This is a genomic window from Frankia sp. ACN1ag, assembly GCF_001414035.1.
GTDB classification, from domain to species: domain Bacteria; phylum Actinomycetota; class Actinomycetes; order Frankiales; family Frankiaceae; genus Frankia; species Frankia torreyi.
Window position 1 is genome coordinate 74,751 of the sequence record NZ_LJPA01000014.1, and the last position, 16,381, is coordinate 91,131.

General features: G+C 73.6%; 9 protein-coding genes and 3 pseudogenes. 10 read left to right on the forward strand and 2 right to left on the reverse strand.

Features of this window, described 5'->3' with window-relative positions; translation table 11 throughout:
• Positions 1 to 323 precede the first annotated feature (323 nt).
• The 7 genes and pseudogenes from UK82_RS14650 to UK82_RS14670 all read left to right on the forward strand — a co-directional run bounded on the left by UK82_RS14650 (position 324) and on the right by UK82_RS14670 (position 6,000).
• A complete protein-coding gene (locus tag UK82_RS14650; RefSeq protein WP_052680960.1) occupies positions 324 to 629 on the forward strand; it encodes a LysM peptidoglycan-binding domain-containing protein in 306 nt (101 codons plus the stop codon).
• Between the two features lie 386 nt (positions 630 to 1,015).
• On the forward strand, positions 1,016 to 1,810 hold the full coding sequence (nrdR, locus tag UK82_RS14655; protein ID WP_044883770.1) for a transcriptional regulator NrdR: 795 nt from the start codon (positions 1,016 to 1,018) through the stop codon (positions 1,808 to 1,810).
• Between the two features lie 382 nt (positions 1,811 to 2,192).
• A pseudogene (locus tag UK82_RS37840) lies at positions 2,193 to 2,828 on the forward strand (vitamin B12-dependent ribonucleotide reductase); the annotation flags it as partial.
• A 1-nt stretch (position 2,829) separates the two neighbouring features.
• Positions 2,830 to 3,123, forward strand: a pseudogene (locus UK82_RS37845) (hypothetical protein); the annotation flags it as partial.
• Between the two features lies 1 nt (position 3,124).
• Positions 3,125 to 5,210, forward strand: a pseudogene (locus UK82_RS14660) (vitamin B12-dependent ribonucleotide reductase); the annotation flags it as partial.
• Positions 5,211 to 5,302: 92 nt separating this feature from the next.
• The gene (locus UK82_RS14665) at positions 5,303 to 5,584 is read left to right on the forward strand and encodes a hypothetical protein (protein WP_199865328.1); all 282 of its coding nucleotides are present in this window, start codon (positions 5,303 to 5,305) and stop codon (positions 5,582 to 5,584) included.
• A complete protein-coding gene (locus tag UK82_RS14670) occupies positions 5,566 to 6,000 on the forward strand; it encodes a type II toxin-antitoxin system VapC family toxin (RefSeq protein WP_055407716.1) in 435 nt (144 codons plus the stop codon). The genes UK82_RS14665 and UK82_RS14670 overlap by 19 nt, the downstream gene beginning before the upstream one ends.
• Before the next feature lie 41 nt (positions 6,001 to 6,041).
• Here the strand turns inward: UK82_RS14670 and UK82_RS14675 are convergent, their stop codons facing one another.
• Entirely contained in the window at positions 6,042 to 7,379 is a 1,338-nt protein-coding gene (locus tag UK82_RS14675; RefSeq protein ID WP_044883768.1) for an MGH1-like glycoside hydrolase domain-containing protein, read from the reverse strand.
• Between the two features lie 728 nt (positions 7,380 to 8,107).
• Here UK82_RS14675 and UK82_RS14680 point away from each other — a divergent pair.
• Positions 8,108 to 9,376 carry an RNA polymerase sigma factor gene (locus tag UK82_RS14680; protein ID WP_082121681.1) on the forward strand — a complete coding sequence of 423 codons (1,269 nt, stop codon included), beginning with the start codon at positions 8,108 to 8,110 and terminating at the stop codon, positions 9,374 to 9,376.
• 185 nt (positions 9,377 to 9,561) lie between these two features.
• Here the strand turns inward: UK82_RS14680 and UK82_RS14685 are convergent, their stop codons facing one another.
• On the reverse strand, positions 9,562 to 11,604 hold the full coding sequence (locus tag UK82_RS14685) for an acetoacetate--CoA ligase (RefSeq protein WP_044883851.1): 2,043 nt from the start codon (positions 11,602 to 11,604) through the stop codon (positions 9,562 to 9,564).
• A 201-nt stretch (positions 11,605 to 11,805) separates the two neighbouring features.
• Here UK82_RS14685 and UK82_RS14690 point away from each other — a divergent pair, with 201 nt between their 5' ends.
• Together UK82_RS14690 and UK82_RS14695 are read left to right on the forward strand one after the other, a co-directional pair.
• Positions 11,806 to 13,074, forward strand: a complete 1,269-nt coding sequence (locus tag UK82_RS14690; RefSeq protein ID WP_173667287.1) for an acetoin utilization protein AcuC — start codon at positions 11,806 to 11,808, stop codon at positions 13,072 to 13,074.
• The gene (locus tag UK82_RS14695; protein ID WP_044883767.1) at positions 13,071 to 15,716 is read left to right on the forward strand and encodes a bifunctional GNAT family N-acetyltransferase/acetate--CoA ligase family protein; all 2,646 of its coding nucleotides are present in this window, start codon (positions 13,071 to 13,073) and stop codon (positions 15,714 to 15,716) included. Before UK82_RS14690 ends, UK82_RS14695 begins: the two co-directional genes overlap by 4 nt.
• Positions 15,717 to 16,381 lie beyond the last annotated feature (665 nt).

Genomic DNA, 16,381 nt, shown 5'->3' on the forward strand with positions numbered 1-16,381 from the left:
TGCACAGCGCGCACACCACACAGGTGGTCGATCTGGCGGCTGCCCGGGAGCGGGCGGCGCGCCGGGCCGGGGGATGGCCGGCGGGCGGTCCGGCACGGATGCGGGTGGCCCGGCCGGCCGCCGGGGTCGGTGCCAGGAGGCCGGTTGTGGGGGCATGCCCCCCGCGCTCGCCGGTTCCCCGGTCGACGAGGTCCGAGGCGCAGAACCCCCAGGCGCGGAACTCCCAGGCGTCGAGGTTCGAGGCATCGGGATCGCGGTCGCGGAGGTCCCCGTCGTCGGGTTCGCCGCGGCAGCTTGCCCGCGGACCAGGATCCCGGCCGACGGTGCGCCGCGCCGCCGGCGAACCGCTGCCGCCGCTGCGGCTGACCCACCGCGGCCGGGTGGTCGTGGTCGCCGTCGTCGCGCTGGCGATCGCCGCGGTGCTGGTGCTCGTCCTGCCGCGCGCCTCGATCGCGTGGTCCGGCGAGCCGCCGCGGGGTCACCTGGTCCTCGCCGGGGAGACGTTATGGGAGATCGCCGTCGCGCTCGATCCCGACGCCGACACCCGCGCCGTCGTGGATCGGCTGATGCGGATCAACCATCTCCCCTCGGTCGAGCTCACCCCCGGCCAGTTCCTGTTACTGGGCTGACCCTCCGGTTGGCCGGTCCACTCCGGCACCGTCCGGTCCCGATCGGCGCTCGGCGGCTCGCCGCCGTGACGGGCCGGTGTCCGGCGGCAGCGGGCGGGTGAGGCGCCCTCGCGCAGGGTTGTCGCGCCCCCGCGGGCTGATGTCCTGGTGTGACACGCGGGGGGGTCGGTGTCCCCATCACTGGGGTTGTGCGCTAGGTTGGACACAACATCTGGTGCTTACGAGGGTGTAAGTCATCCACAGGTTGATGCACAGGCTTTCCACAGAGGTGCGGGCGGCTGTCCACAGGGGCGGCTCGGCCGGTGCGGGGGCGCGGGTCGGTTCACGACTCGTCCTCCCGCCACGCCGGGTGGTTCGCGCCGGACCGGACGAAGGAGGCNTATCGCGTGCGATGCCCGTTCTGCCGGCATCCGGACAGCCGTGTCGTCGACAGCCGGGAGGCTGAGGAGGGCTCGGCGATCCGGCGGCGGCGGTCCTGCCTGTCGTGTGGTCGCCGGTTCACCACCATGGAGGAGGCGTCGCTGCGGGTGCTCAAGCGCAGCGGCGTGGCGGAGCCGTTCAGCCGCGCGAAGGTGATCACCGGCGTGCGCAAGGCCTGCCAGGGCCGGCCCGTGCGCGACGACGATCTCGCCCTGCTGGCCCAGCGGGTGGAGGACGCCGTGCGCTCCTCGGGCTCGGCGGAGGTCCCCGCGGAGGCGATCGGCCGGGCGATCCTCGGCCCGCTTCGCGAGCTCGACGAGGTGGCCTACCTCCGCTTCGCCTCGGTGTACCTGGCCTTCGAGTCGCTCGGCGACTTCGAGAGCGCGATCGCGGCGCTGCGGGCCGAGACGTCCGGCACCCGCCGCGGCGCCGAGCCGGACGACCTCGACGACCTTGACGAGCTGGGCGATCCGGCCGTCCGTCCCGCCGGTGGGGCGTTCACCGACCCGGCGGACCCGTCGCAGCGCGCCGGTCCCGCCGGCCCCCCGCCCGGCGGCCGGCGGGTCGACCCGGATACTCCACGCCCCGGCCGTCCAGGCCGGGACACGCTCGCCGCCGTCCGCGAGCCCCCGGAGACCCCGGGCCGCCGCGGCGGCGGAAACCAGTTGAACATCGTCGAGGGCGGGCTCGGCCGGGCCGAGCCGACCACGGGGGAGTACAAGGTCGGCCGGGCGCGCGGCGCCTCGGCCACCCGCACCTGACGGGGTCGCCGAGGCCCCGTTCCGCCCGTCCCGCCAGCAGCTCGCCGCCCCGCCGGCCCGTTCCCGTGTGCACGGGACGACCTGACCCGGCCGGCGTGGGCGTCCGATCCCGCGTGACCCGGTTTCGCGCGTCCTGCCCGCCACCCGTACCCGGCCGCGCCCGTGGCCGGACGGCGCGGGGACGGGGGCCGGACCGCCGGGGCCGGTGTGTTCGTCATGCGTGCCGTTCCCGCCGGACCCGGTCGACCCCGGGGTCCGGCGTCGGCCGGCACGCCGATATGCCCGCGGTCCGCCGTCCACGCGTGCAGTGGACGGGCCCGGGCGGGGATGCCACCACCAGTGCGCCAGCGCGCGCCGATGAGAAGACAGGACGAGGAGCGTCATGACCGAAAGTCGCGGCACGAAGGCGGGCAGGTCTGCGGCCAGGGCGGGCGGATTGAAGATCCGGCGCTCGCGCACCACCGCCGGCGTCCACCCGTACGACGAGGTCACCTGGGAGACCCGGGACGTCGTCATGACCAACTGGCGGGACGGCTCGGTCAACTTCGAGCAGCGCGGGGTGGAGTTCCCCGAATCCTGGTCGGTCAACGCGTCGAACATCGTGACGAGCAAGTACTTCCGCGGGGCGCTGGGCACGCCCGGGCGGGAGTCCTCCCTGCGCCAGCTCATCGACCGGGTCGTGCACGCCTACGGCGCCGCCGGCCGCGAGCACGGCTACTTCGCCGCCGACGCCGACGCCGAGATCTTCGAGCATGAGCTGACCTGGATGCTGCTTCACCAGGTGTTCAGCTTCAACTCCCCGGTGTGGTTCAACGTCGGAACCCCGGCCCCCCAGCAGGTGTCAGCGTGTTTCATTCTTTCAGTTGATGACACCATGGAGTCGATTCTCAACTGGTACCGCGAGGAGGGGCTGATCTTCAAGGGCGGCTCGGGGGCCGGGCTCAACCTGTCCCGCATCCGCTCCTCGAAGGAGCTGCTGTCCTCCGGCGGCACGGCGTCCGGCCCGGTGAGTTTCATGNGCGGTGCGGACGCGTCGGCGGGCACGATCAAGTCGGGCGGGGCGACCCGGCGGGCCGCGAAGATGGTCGTGCTCGACGTCGATCATCCGGACATCGTCGAGTTCGTCGAGACGAAGGCCCGGGAGGAGGACAAGATCCGGGCGTTGCGGGACGCCGGGTTCGACATGGATCTCGGCGGGCGCGACATCGCCTCCGTGCAGTACCAGAACGCCAACAACTCGGTCCGGGTCACCGACGAGTTCATGCGCGCGGTCGTCGACGGAGGGAGCTTCGACCTGCGGGCGCGCCTCGACGNCCGGACGATCGAGACGATCGACGCCAAGGGGCTGTTCCGCACCGTCGCCGAGGCGGCGTGGGCCTGCGCGGACCCCGGCATCCAGTACGACGGCACGATCAACGACTGGCACACCTGCCCCGAGAGCGGCCGGATCAGCGCCTCCAACCCGTGCAGCGAATACGTGCACCTGGACAACTCCAGCTGCAACCTCGCGTCGCTGAACCTGCTGAAGTTCCTGCGCCCGGACCGGACGTTCGACGCCGAGGGGTTCGTCGCCGCGGTCGAGCTGATCATCACCGCGATGGACATCTCGATCTGCTTCGCGGACTTCCCGACGCCGGAGATCACGGCGGTCACCCGCGCCTACCGACAGCTCGGCATCGGGTACGCCAATCTCGGGGCGCTGCTCATGGCCAGTGCCCGCGCCTACGACTCCGACGGCGGCCGCGCGCTCGCCGCGTCGATCACCTCGCTGATGACCGCCACCGCCTACCGGCGCTCGGCGGAGCTCGCCGGCATCGTCGGCGCCTACGACGGCTTCGCCCGCAACGCCGACGCGCACCGCCGGGTGGTGCGCAAGCACTCCGCCGCGAACGACGCCGTGCGGTCCGTGCACACCGAGGACACCCGGGTCCTCGCCGCGGCGTCCAAGGAATGGGCGCGGGCGCAGACCGTCGGCGACCGGCACGGCTGGCGCAACGCCCAGGTCAGCCTGCTCGCCCCGACCGGCACGATCGGCCTGGCGATGGACTGCGACACCACCGGCATCGAGCCGGACCTCGCCCTGGTGAAGATGAAGAAGCTGGTCGGCGGCGCCAGCATGCGGATCGTCAACCAGACGGTCCCGGCGGCGCTGCGCGCGCTCGGCTATCCGGAGGAGACGCTGGAGGCGATCGTCGAGTACATCGCCGAGCACGGCCACGTCGTCGACGCCCCCGGCCTGCGCCCGGAGCACTACGACGTGTTCGACTGCGCGATCGGCGAGCGGGCCATCTCCCCGATGGGGCATGTGCGGATGATGGCCGCGGTGCAGCCGTTCCTGTCCGGCGCGATCTCCAAGACGGTGAACATGCCCTCGACCGCGACCGTCGAGGAGGTCGAGGAGATCTACCTGGAGGGCTGGCGGCTGGGTCTGAAGGCGCTGGCGATCTACCGGGACAACTGCAAGGTCGGCCAGCCGCTGTCCGACGTCCGGGGGGCGAAGCGGGATGCCGCGGCGAGCGCCGCGACCGCCGCGGCCCTGGCGGCGCCCCCGGCCGGCGCGCCCGCGCTCGTCGGGACCGCCGCGGGCGCAGCCGCCGAGATCGAGTACCGGCCCGTGCGCCGGCGGCTGCCGAAGACCCGCCCGTCACAGACGGTCTCCTTCGCCGTCGGCGGTGCCGAGGGCTACCTGACCGCGGGCTCCTACCCGGATGACGGCCTCGGCGAGGTCTTCATCAAGATGTCGAAGCAGGGTTCCACGCTGGCCGGCGTGATGGACGCCTTCGCGATCGCCATCTCGATCGGCCTGCAGTACGGCGTGCCGCTGGAGGCGTACGTCAGCAAGTTCATCAACATGCGCTTCGAGCCGGCCGGGATGACCGACGACCCGGACGTCCGGATCGCCCAGTCGATCATGGACTACCTGTTCCGCCGGCTGGCCCTGGACTACCTCGACGCCGACCGTCGCGCCGAGCTCGGCATCTCCACCGCGGCCGAACGGGTCCGCGAGGTCAACGGCCGCTACGGCCCGCAGGCCGACCCGGCCGTCGACGCCGTCGCGGCGCCCGCCGGGTCGCTCGCGGACGCGCTGCCCGGCGTGGACGCCCCGAACCCGGGCGCGGGTCCTGCTGGGGGTTCCGCGGTGGGTGGTCCTGCCGGAGGTCCGGTCGGCGCCGGGTCGGCGCCGACCGCGGGCCGTCCGGGGACGGGCAGCAACGGGGTGGCCGTCGGTCACGGGCCCGCGCACGTGGCCCGCGAGCTGCGGCTGGCGCCTCCCGGGGAGTCGCTGGTCGCCCAGACGGTCGTTGATGCCCCGCTGTGCTTCACCTGCGGGGTGACGATGCGCCCGGCGGGGAGCTGCTACGTCTGCGAGCAGTGCGGCTCCACCAGCGGCTGCAGCTAGGCCGAACGGCGCCCACCGGGCGTCCTGGCCCGGCCGGGAGGCGATTTCCCCCGGCCGGGCTGCCGGGCGAGGAGTCACCCCTCCTCGCAGGGGTGACCGTCACGCATGTGTCGGCGGAGGCGGCCGGGGTGGTCCGGCTGCGGCCCGGGGGTCGGGTGCGCAAGGTCAGCGTCTCCCTGCCGGAGGAGCTGACCGCCGCCGTGCGGGATCGAGTCGGGCCGGGGGCGTTCAGCCAGTACGTGACCGAGGCCGTGGCCCGGCGCCTGGAGCTGGATCTCCTCGCCGAGCTGGCCGAGCAGCTCGAGACCGAGCACGGCCCCGTCCCGGAGGCGGCGCTCGCCGACGCGGGCGCCGCGTGGCCGGACGCCGAGTAGCCGTCGGCGGGTCGCTGGTCCTCGACAGTGACGGGCTGGTCAAGCTCGCCACGGGTGACGCGAGGGCGCGCGCGTTCCTGCAGACCGCGCACGGCCGGGGTGCGGGGGTCGTCGTCAGCGCGGTCACGCTCACCGAGGTGTTGCGGGGCGGCCCGTGGGATGCGGCCGTGCACCGCGTGCTGGCCAGGATCCGGGTGCTCCCGGTGACGCCGGACCTGGCCCGGTCGGCCGGCGAGCTGCTCGGCGCGACCGGCCTGTCCGGCCACCGGTGCGCCCTTGAGGCGGTGGTGGCCGTCACGGCGCTGCGGGCGGACCGGCCGGCCGTCCTGCTGACCAGCGACGTCGGCGACCTGCACCGGCTCGTCGACGAGCCCGATCGTCCCAAGGACAGTCGGGTCGTCGTCGTGCACGTCTGAGTGCACGTCCGCGGCGCGCCCGGCGTACGGGCGCCGCGCGGTCAGTGGTCGGCGGCGAGCAGGTCGATGAGCAGCGCGGCCGTCCAGGAGAACCGGTTGCTGCCGGCGCCCGAGCCGTCGAGCGGCGAATAGTACTCGAACATCGCTTCGGAGGAGGCGATCACGTCGACCGTGTTGCGGCGCAGGTCCTCGGCGGCGTCGAGCCGGCCGTAGCGCTCCAGCCCGTCGGCGATCAGCCAGTTCATGTTGACCCAGAGCGGGCCCTGCCAGTAGCAGCGGGGCAGGAAGTTCGGGTCGTCCAGGGGAACGCTCGCGACGCCGAAGCGCGACCAGTAACGCGGCGAGGTGATCGTCTTGACCATCTCGTCGACGCGGTCCTCGGGCACGACGCCGGCATAGAGCGGCAGCAGGCCGGCGATCGTCTCGTGGCGCAGCAGGGTCCGGGTCCGAAAGTCGCGGCTGTAGTAGACGCCGTCGACGACGAGCTCTCCCATCGCCTCCCGGGTGCGGCGCGCCGACCGGCGCAGCCTGGCCGGGATGACCTCGCCGATCTCGGCGGCGATGGTGCTCAGGTGCTCGTTGGCGCGGACCAGGATCGCGTTGAACGCCACGTCCTGCACGAGGGGGACGATGGTCCGCCGAATCTCGCGGAAGTTGTAGTGCGCCCGGCGCAGCTCGCGCACGATCCGGTACAGCGTGAACAGGTCCCCCGAGGTGAGCCGCTCATCCGAGGGGACCTCCTTGGAATCGCGGCGCAGCGCGTCCAGGGCGTCGTCGCCGTTCACGCGCCGAAGCGCCCGCACGCCCAGCGGCGCCACCGGCCTGGTGATCTCCATCCAGGTCGGGGTGTTGTCCATCCCGGACTCCCAGGAGTGAACCAGGGACACCAGGCCGTCGTCGTCCGGGTCGCGCTCGTCGTAGAGCCACTGGTGAAAGCGCAGCAGCCCGGGGAACAGCCGGCGGTAGAACTCCCCGCGTTCGGAGTCGGACATCATGGCGCCGACCCGGACCGCGGCCTCGGCGATCATCGGCGGCTGGGTGACGCCGGTGCTCTGCGCGCCGCCGGCGGTGGTCGTCACCCGGTCACAGCGCCAGCGCTGCGGACCCGCGTGGTAGAAGTTGGTGGTTTCCGCGAAGATCACGTGCGGGATCATGCCGTTCGGCCACTGCCCGCGCAGCAGGGAGAGGATCTCGGCGGCGGCGCGCTGCGGGTCGAGGTGGCGCAGCCCGATCGCGATGAAGCAGGAGTCCCACAGCCACTGGTGTGGATACAACGTCGGCGACGGCCGGGTGATGTCGCCGAGGTCGTTGCCGCGCAGCACGGAGACCGCGGTCTCGCGCAACGCCGCCAGCTCTGCCGGGAGGCTGGGGACGGACATCGTGTGAGAGTAGCCGTCACACGCTGTGCACAGGTGAAGGGCGCCCCTGGTGTGGTCTGCCTAACGAAAACCTCGTTGGCGCCCCGCGGCCGCCCCGATGCGCCGGGCGACCGGCCGGCCCACGCCGCGACCGCGGGCTCTCGGAGGCGTGGGGCTCTCGGAGGCGTGGGGCTCTCGGAGGTGAGGTGCTCGCGGGGAGTGCGGCCGGCCGGTCGCCCGATGTCGCCCGAGTGGGCGGCGCGAGTATGCCGATCCGGCCCGATCCGAGTCCGGGGCACGCTGCCGAGCCGGTTCTCGAGGGGGTCTCGGGGGGCATCGGGAGGGCATCGGGGAGACGCGGCGGCACTGTCGGGATTGTCGGATGGCCGACCCCGCCCGATGGCGGTACTGGACGGAAAATGTGGTGCGGACGGCAGCCCCTCGAAAATCCTCACTTCCCGTGAGGGGGCAAGTGCGTAGCGTTCAGTATCTGGGCTCTCGACGGGGGTCTCGCCACGCGAGAAGGTCAAGATAGTTCGCGGAACGCGCCACACCACGGGATCTGCCAGGTAGTCTTCGCGACAGCGAGTTCAGCGTCTCGAGGGCATGGGTCTACACTGCCGGTAGGCCCGGCGACCGCTGATGTCCGGGTGCGCCTGCACGGGGAATGGTTCCGCGACTTCGTTCGTTACCTCCCACGTGCACGGAAACAGACGTCCCACCCGCACCGACCATCGGATTTGCCACTGATGACGCTGCCTGCCCTGGAACTTGCCGAGCGCACCGACGAGAACCGCCCGCGTAGCCCGCGGCGCACTCGCCGGTCCGCTGCCTCTGCCCGTACCGCCCCCAGCCGTTCGCTGGCCGCCGTTCCCGATGACGGCGACGAACTCGATGTGAGTGCCGTCGCCGAGGTCATCGCGCGCGGTCGCGAGTCCGGCGAGATCAGCCGGTCCGAGCTGCGTGACGCGCTCGAGTCCGCGGACATCGGCCTCGAGCTGTTGCCCGCGCTGATCGCCAAACTGAGCGCCGCCGGCGTCGAGCTCCTCGAAGAGGAGGAGACGACCGACGAGGTCACCGCCGCCACCCGCTCCACCGCCGAGCACGCCGGCACCGCCGACCTCGTGCGCATGTACCTGCGCGAGATCGGGAAGGTGCCGCTGCTCAACGCCGCGCAGGAGGTCGAGCTCTCCAAGCGGGTCGAGGCCGGTCTCTTCGCCGAGCACAAGCTGGAGTCCGACCCCGACCTGCCCGCGGACCTCCGCCGCGACCTGGGTCTGCTGGTGAAGGACGGCCATGCCGCCAAGCAGCAGCTCGTCTCGGCGAACCTGCGCCTGGTCGTCTCCGTCGCGAAGAAGTACAGCGGCCGCGGGATGACCCTGCTGGACCTGGTCCAGGAGGGCAACCTCGGGCTCATCCGCGCGGTGGAGAAGTTCGACTACGCCAAGGGCTACAAGTTCTCGACCTACGCGACCTGGTGGATCCGCCAGGCCATCGGTCGAGCGCTGGCCGACCAGGCCCGGACCATCCGGATCCCGGTCCACGTGGTCGAGCAGATCAACAAGATCACGCGGCTGCAGCGCCAGCTCGTCTCGACGCTCGGCCGCGAGCCGACCGACGAGGAGCTCGCCCTCGAGCTGGACATGCCGATCGAGCAGGTCGTCGAGCTGCGCCGCTACGCGCAGGACACGGTGAGCCTGGAGACCTCCGTCGGCGACGACGGTGACTCCGTGCTCGGCGACTTCATCGAGGACTCGGACGCGACCTCCCCCGCCGACGCCGCCTCGTACGGCGCGATGCAGGACGAGATCGAGAACGTGCTCGGTGGCCTCAACCCGCGGGAGCGGGAGGTGATGCGGCTGCGCTTCGGCCTCGCCGACGGCAAGCAGCACACCCTCGCCGAGGTGGGTAACCGGCTCGGACTCACCCGTGAGCGGATCCGGCAGATCGAGCGGGACACGCTGCGTGAGCTGCGCAAGCCCGCCGTCGCCGGCCGGCTGCGGGAGTTTCTCGACTGACCGCTCGCGGCCGAAGACCGCCGGCACGGCGGGCGCGCACAGGGTCACGGGTGGCATCCCCCGCGGGGGGCACGACACGCCGGTGACGGCGTGGCCGTGTGTTCCATGGAAGCCGGATCTTCGCTGGGACCAGCGAAGATCCGGCTTTGCTGTCGGCGGCGGGCGCGGTCCCGGGGTACGGGCGGTCAGTCGTCCGGTGTGGTGATGGGCGCCCCGGCGGCCTGCTCGGCCGTGGCCGCTCGGGCCTGTTCGGCGGTGGCCGCGATGGCCAACAGGGCCTGCGGGTTGGCGACCGCGTCGAGGCTCACCACGTCGGCCAGCGCCGCGCCGGCGAGCAGCCGCTTGACCGGGACCTCCAGCTTCTTGCCGGTGTGCGTCCGCGGCACCGCGGCGATCTCGAGGATCCGGTCCGGCACATGCCGCGGGCTGAGCTCGGTGCGCACCGTCTGCCGGATCCGCTGCGCGAGCTCCGCCGTGAGCCCCGGCTCGGCGAGGGCGACGAACAGCAGCAGCTCTCCGCCGCCGGGGGCGTCCGAGGTATCCACGGCGAGGCTGTCGGTGACCTCGGCAAACTGCTCGACGACGCTGTAGAGCTCGCCGGTGCCGATCCTGATCCCGCCGCGGTTGAGGGTGGCGTCCGACCGGCCCTCGACGACGACGGCACCGTCGGATGTGATCCGCACCCAGTCGCCGTGCCGCCAGACCCCGGGGTAGGTCGCGTAGTAGCTGTCATGCAGCCGGCTGCCGTCCGGATCACCCCACAGGCGCAGCGGCATCGAGGGCATCGGCGCGGTCACGACGAGCTCGCCGACCTCGTCGACGACCTCCTTGCCGTCGGCGTCGAAGGCCGCCACGGCGCAGCCCAGCGCCCGCGAGCCGATCTCCCCGGCGCGCACCGGCATCGTCGGCAGCCCGGCCACCAGCGCCGTGCAGACGTCGGTGCCGCCACTGATCGACGACAGCATCACCTGCGGGCTGACTGCCTCGTACACCCAGGCGTAGACGGCGGCGGACAGCGGCGACCCGGTTGACCCGATGGTGCGCAACAGGGACAGATCGGCATGTTCGCGGGGCACGAGGCCCGCGTCCCGGCAGGACTGCAGGTAAGCCGCGGACGTGCCGAGGCACGTCACCTCCAGCGCCTCGGCCAGGCCGAACAGGGTGCCGAGCGCCGGGTAGCCGGCGGCGCCGTCGTAGAGCACGATCGTCGCGCCGACCAGCAGGCCGGAGACGAGGTAGTTCCACATCATCCAGCCGGTCGTGGTGAACCAGCAGTACCGGTCGTCGGGGCCGAGGTCGAGGTGCAGCGCCAGCGCCTTGAGGTGTTCCAGCAGGATGCCGCCGTGCCCGTGCACGATCGCCTTGGGCGGCCCCGTCGTGCCGGAGGAGTAGAGGATCCACAGCGGCGCGTCGAAGGCGACCCGGGTGAACTCGAGCTCGGCGCTCTCCGCGGCCATCAGCTCGTCCCAGGTGAGCAGGCCCGGCAGCCCCGCGCCGCGGGCCCGGGCGAACGCGTCCGGCGCCAGATAGGGCACGATGACGGTCGCGACGAGTCCGGGCAGGTCGGCGGCGAGGGTGCCGAGTGCGGCGATGGTGTCGTAACCCTGACCGCGGTAGGTATAGCCGTCGACGCCGATGAGTACCTTCGGGGCGATCTGGGTGAAGCGGGCGGCGAGGGCGGTGGCGCCGAGCTCAGGCGAGCATGACGACCACACCGCGCCGATGCTGGCGGCCGCGAGCATCGCCACCGTCGCGTAGACGGTGTTCGGCAGCACGCCGCAGACGCGGTCGCCCTCGGTGACCCCGAGGGCGCGCAGTCCGGCCGCGGCCCGGGCGACCTGGCGGCGCAGCTCGTCCCAGGAGACCACCGCGGTCGCGCCGTCCTCCCGCACGGCGATCACCGCCGGCGCGGCACCGCGCCGGGTGAGCGCGTTCTCGGCGTAGTTGACCCGGGCGCCGGGGAACCACACGGCTCCCGGCATCTTGGCATCCGTGAAGGCGGGGCCGTCGGCGAGGGCGGGGCCGTCGCCGCGCTCGCCCTCGACGGCGCAGAAGTCCCAGATCGACTCCCAGAAGGGGCCGAGCTCGGTGACCGACCACTCCCACAGGGCCGCCTCGTCGCCGAGATCCACCCCGCGTTCGGCGGCGAGCCAGCCGCGGTAGTTCGTCACCGCCGCCTGCTCGATCCGCCGCGCGGAGGGCTCCCACAGCGGCGTGCCGGGACGCACCTGGGTCGAGCCGGCGGCCGCGGGATGCTCCGCGCCTGCCGGCGCCGGACGCTGCGGTGCCGTTCCGTCTGCTGCCACGGGCACTGACCCTAGGGCATTTCGCGCGGATCTACGGTGAACCTCGATCCGCCGACGGTCGGTCGAGCTTGTCACCACCGCTACCGGCACAGGACCCGTTCGGGCTACCGTCGAGGGGTGACGGTGCCGGGCGGAACACAGCGGTCCGGCGGCACCCTGCCGCCGGCGGTCGAACCCACCATCCTGGCGTGGGATCCCGCCATGGCCGACTACGACTTCGGGCCGCAGCATCCGCTGCACCCCGTCCGGCTGGGCCTGACGATGGACCTCGCCGAGAGTCTGGGCGTGCTCGACGCGCCGGGGCTGCGGATCGCCACCCCGACCCTGGCTCCCGACGAACTGATCGAGCTTGTCCACGATCCCCTGTACCTGAACGCGGTCCGTGCCGCGCCCGACCCCACCCGGGCCCGGATGGCGGCCCTGTTCGGCCTCGGCACCGCCGACACCCCCGTCTTCCAGCGGATGCACGAGGCCGCCGCCCTGATCACCGGCGGCACGATCGAGGCCGCCCGGGCGGTGTGGGGGGGGCCGGCGCGCCACGCCGTGTCGATCGCCGGCGGTCTGCACCACGCGATGCCGGGGATGGCCAGCGGCTTCTGCATCTACAACGATCCCGCGATCGCGATCGCCTGGCTGCTCGCCGCCGGGGCGACCCGCATCGCCTACGTCGACGTGGACGTGCACCACGGCGACGGGGTGCAGACGGCGTTCTACGACGACCCGCGGGTGCTCACGATCTCGCTGCACCAGACCGGGCGGACGCTGTTCCCCGGCACCGGCTTCCCCGACGAGGTCGGCGCGCCGGGCGCCGCGGGCAGCGCTGTGAACGTCGCGCTGCCCGCGTTCACCGGTGACGCCGGCTGGCTGCGGGCCTTCTCCGGCGTCGTCCCGGTGCTGCTGCGGTCGTTCCGGCCGCAGGTGCTGGTGACCCAGCACGGCTGCGACACCCACGCCCTCGATCCGCTGGCCGATCTGGAGCTGTCGGTCGACGGGCAGCGGGCCTCCTACGAGGCGTTGCACGCGCTGTCCCACGAGCTGTGCGACGGCCGCTGGCTGGCCTGCGGCGGCGGCGGGTACGCGCTGGACGCGGTGGTGCCGCGGGCGTGGACGCAACTGCTGGCGGTCGCCGCCCACCACCCTCTCGAACCCGGCACCGCGTTGCCGGCGCAGTGGCGCGCCGAGGCCCCGCAACGGGTGCGGGCCGTCACCGGCCACGACTCCGTCGGAGCCACGGCGGGGATGCCCCGGACCCTCGGTGACGGGGTGAGCGTGCGTTACCGGCCCTGGGACGCCGGCGAGGGCGACCCCGACGACCCGCTGGACCGGGCGGTCGCCGCCACCCGGCGCGAGGTGCTGCCCCTGCACGGTCTCGACCCGACCGTGGACCGGTGAGCGCCGCGCCGCTGCCGCCCCCGGCCGGGGACGAGACGCCTCTGGCGTACCCGGCGGAGTGGGAGGCCGATGTCATCCTCACCGACGGCGGCACGGCCCACATCCGGCCGATCCTGCCGACCGACGGCCCGCTGCTGCGGGCGTTCTGGACCCGGCTGTCCCCCCAGTCGATCTACTTCCGCTTCTTCACCGCTCGCCGGGCGCTGAGCGACGCCGACATCCACCGGATGACCGTGGTGGACCAGCGGCTGCGCGGCGCCATCGTCGCCATGATCGGTGACGATCTCGTCGCCGTGGCGCACTGGGAGGGCACCGCGGCCCGGCCGACCGAGGCGGAGGTGGCCTTCCTGGTGGAGGACGCCCAGCAGGGTCGGGGCCTCGGCTCGGTGCTGCTGGAGCACCTCGCCGCCGCGGCCTGGGACCGCGGGATCCGTCGCTTCGACGCCGACGTGCTCGGCGAGAACCGGCAGATGATCCGCGTCTTCCTCGACGCCGGCTACACCGTCGCCCGGGCCTGGGACTCCGGCGCCGTCCGGCTGTCGTTCGAGATCACCCCTACCGAGCAGTCGGTGACGGTGATGCGCGCCCGCGAGCACCGCGCGGAGGCGGCCTCCATCGGCCGGCTGCTGCATCCCCGGTCGATCGCCGTCATCGGCGCCGGGCGGGCCGCGGGCTCCGTGGGCAACTCGGTGCTGCGCCACCTGCTCACCGGCGGCTTCGACGGGCCGGTCTACCCGGTGAACCCGGCCGCCGCGGCGGCCGGCACCGCGGTCGCCTCGATCCGCGCCTACGGCGGCATCGAGGAGGTGCCCCGCCCGATCGACCTGGCCGTCGTGTGCGTGCCGCCGGCCGAGGTGCCCGGGGTCGTCGCCGCGTGCGGGCGGGCCGGCGTGTGGGGGCTGGTCGTGCTCACCGACCAGCGTGACGATGCCGCCGACGCCGCCCTGGCCGCCGAGGCGCGGGCCGACGGCATGCGCGTCGTGGGCCCGGCCAGCATGGGCATCCAGAACCCGGCGGGGGGCCTGAACGCGTCGATGGTGCCCCAGATGCCGCCGGCCGGGCGGGTCGGCTGCTACTCGCAGTCCGGACCGTTCGGCGGGGCGATCCTGCAGGCGGCCGCCGCGCGGGGGGTCGGGCTGTCCGTGTTCGTCTCGGCGGGGGACCGGGCCGACGTCAGCGGCAACGACCTGCTCCAGTACTGGGAGGAGGACCCGGAGACCGACGCGGTGATCATGCACCTCGAGACGTTCGGCAACCCGCGCAAGTTCGCCCGGCTGGCGCGCCGTCTCGGCCGGCGCAAGCCGATCGTGACCGTGTACTCCGGCCGCTCGGCCCTCGACGACGCCCTGCTGCGGCAGGCCGGCGTGATCGGCGTGGACCGTATCTCGCAGGCTTTCGACGTGGCGCTGCTGCTCACCTCGCAGCCGCTGCCCGCGGGAAACCGGGTCGCGGTGATCGGCGACTCCCGGGCGCTGGTCCGGCTCACCGCGCACGCCGCCGACGCCGCCGGTCTGATCGTCGAGGAGGTCCTGCTGCCCGCGGGCAGCGGTTCGGCGGCGTTCACGGCCGCGCTGCTCGCCGCGGCGCAGCGGTCCGACGCACTCATCGTGACGCTGGCCCGCCTGCCGCCCTCGTCGCCGGGCCCGGTCGCCGCCGGGGCCGTCGAGGCGGCCGAGCGCATCACCGTGCCGATTCTGGCCTCTATGCAGGGCGTCGACCTGCCGGGCGAGCTCGCCGGCATCCCGGCCTACGCGTCACCGGAGGCCGCGGTGACCGCACTGCGTCGCGTCGTTGGCTACGCGCAGTGGCGGTCTCGCCCGACCGGTATCGAGCCGGTGACGGCCGTGCGGACCGACGAGGCCCGCGCGATCATCGCCGGCCTGGCCGGTCGGCTGCCCGAGGAGCGGGCCGCCGCGCTGTTGGACTGCTACGGCATCACGGTGCAGCCGGCGGAGCTCGTGACCTCGCCGCGGCGCGCCGTCGAGGCGGCTGCGCGGCTCGGCTACCCGGTGGCCGTCAAGGCCCGGTCCCGCCCGTACCGGCACCGGCCGGACCTGCGCGGGCAGCGCCTCGACCTGCCCGACGCGGCGGCGGTGCGGGCGGCCTGGACGTCGCTGCGCTCCCAGCTCGGGCCGGAGGTGCCGATCGTCGTGCAGCGGATGGCGCCGGTCGGCGTGTCGGTGGTCGTCGGGTCCGAGGAGCATCCGCAGTACGGCCCGCTGGTCTCCTTCGGCCTGTCGGGCCCGGCGACGGAGCTGCTCGGTGACCGCGCCCACCACATCCTGCCGCTGACCGACGTCGACGCCGCCCGGCTGGTCCGCTCGGTGCGGGCGGCGCCGCTGCTGCTCGGCTACCTCGGTTCGACTCCCGTCGACATCGCAGCGCTGGAGGATCTCGTGCTGCGCGTCGGCCGGCTCGCCGACGATATCCCCGAGGTGGTTCATCTCACTCTTGACCCGGTCATCGTGTCGACCGGGCGGGTCACCGTGCTGTCGGCGGAGGTCGTGACCGGCCCTTCCATGCCCAGGGCGGACGCCGGACCGCGGCGTTTCTGGACCCCGGCGCTGCCTGTAGTCGACCGACCTCCCGTCCGGGGCGGTTCGGCACAACATGGTCACACCGTCCACAATCGTCTCCCATGACGTCGCCGTACTCCGGGCAGCCGCCCGTCTGGCCCGCATCCGGCGCCTTTGGGGTGCCGCAGTCCGATTCCGGGGGGCCCATCGAGGCCATGGGTATCCCCGGGGTGAGGGCACCCGGGCAGGCGGAGCTGGTGCCGATGTACGGCCCGGAGCGGGGCGCGCAGCGGCCGCCGGAGTCGGGGGCGACGGGTCCCGCCGGAAGCGGTCCGGAAGACGCCGGGCCGATCTCGACCGGGCCGATCTCGACCGGGCCGATCTCGACCGGGCCGGTCTCGGGGCCGATCATGCCGGGTCAGGTTCCCGGGCCGGGTCGGCCGGACGTGAGCGGCGGGGGTCGCTCGATCGACGGCACACCGACTGCCCCGCCGACCCGCGTGCCCGGCCCAGCTCTCGCGCCGGGCGCCCGCCCCGCGCCGGGCGGCGTCGCCGGCGGTTCCGGCGGCTCCGGCGGCGGGTCCACGCCTGGCCCTGGTGCCGTGGCGAGCCCTGGTTCGCTGGCAAGCCCCGCTTCGCTGGCGAGCCCTGGTTCGACGGCGGCCCCCGGCCCGAGCCTGGTGCCCGGCCAGGATCCCGAGAGCGGCGGGGGCCGAGACCTGCCCGTGCTGCCCGAGGGATGGCCACTGGTCCCGCGGGCCGATCCGCCGGTGGCCGGCACGGCGATGCCG

Bases quoted from the DNA above. Each gene is read 5' to 3' on its own strand.
- UK82_RS14675 (WP_044883768.1), bottom strand. From the start codon at position 7,379: ATGTCCGTCCCCAGCCTCCCGGCAGAGCTGGCGGCGTTGCGCGAGACC.
- UK82_RS14680 (WP_082121681.1), top strand. From the start codon at position 8,108: ATGACGCTGCCTGCCCTGGAACTTGCCGAGCGCACCGACGAGAACCGC.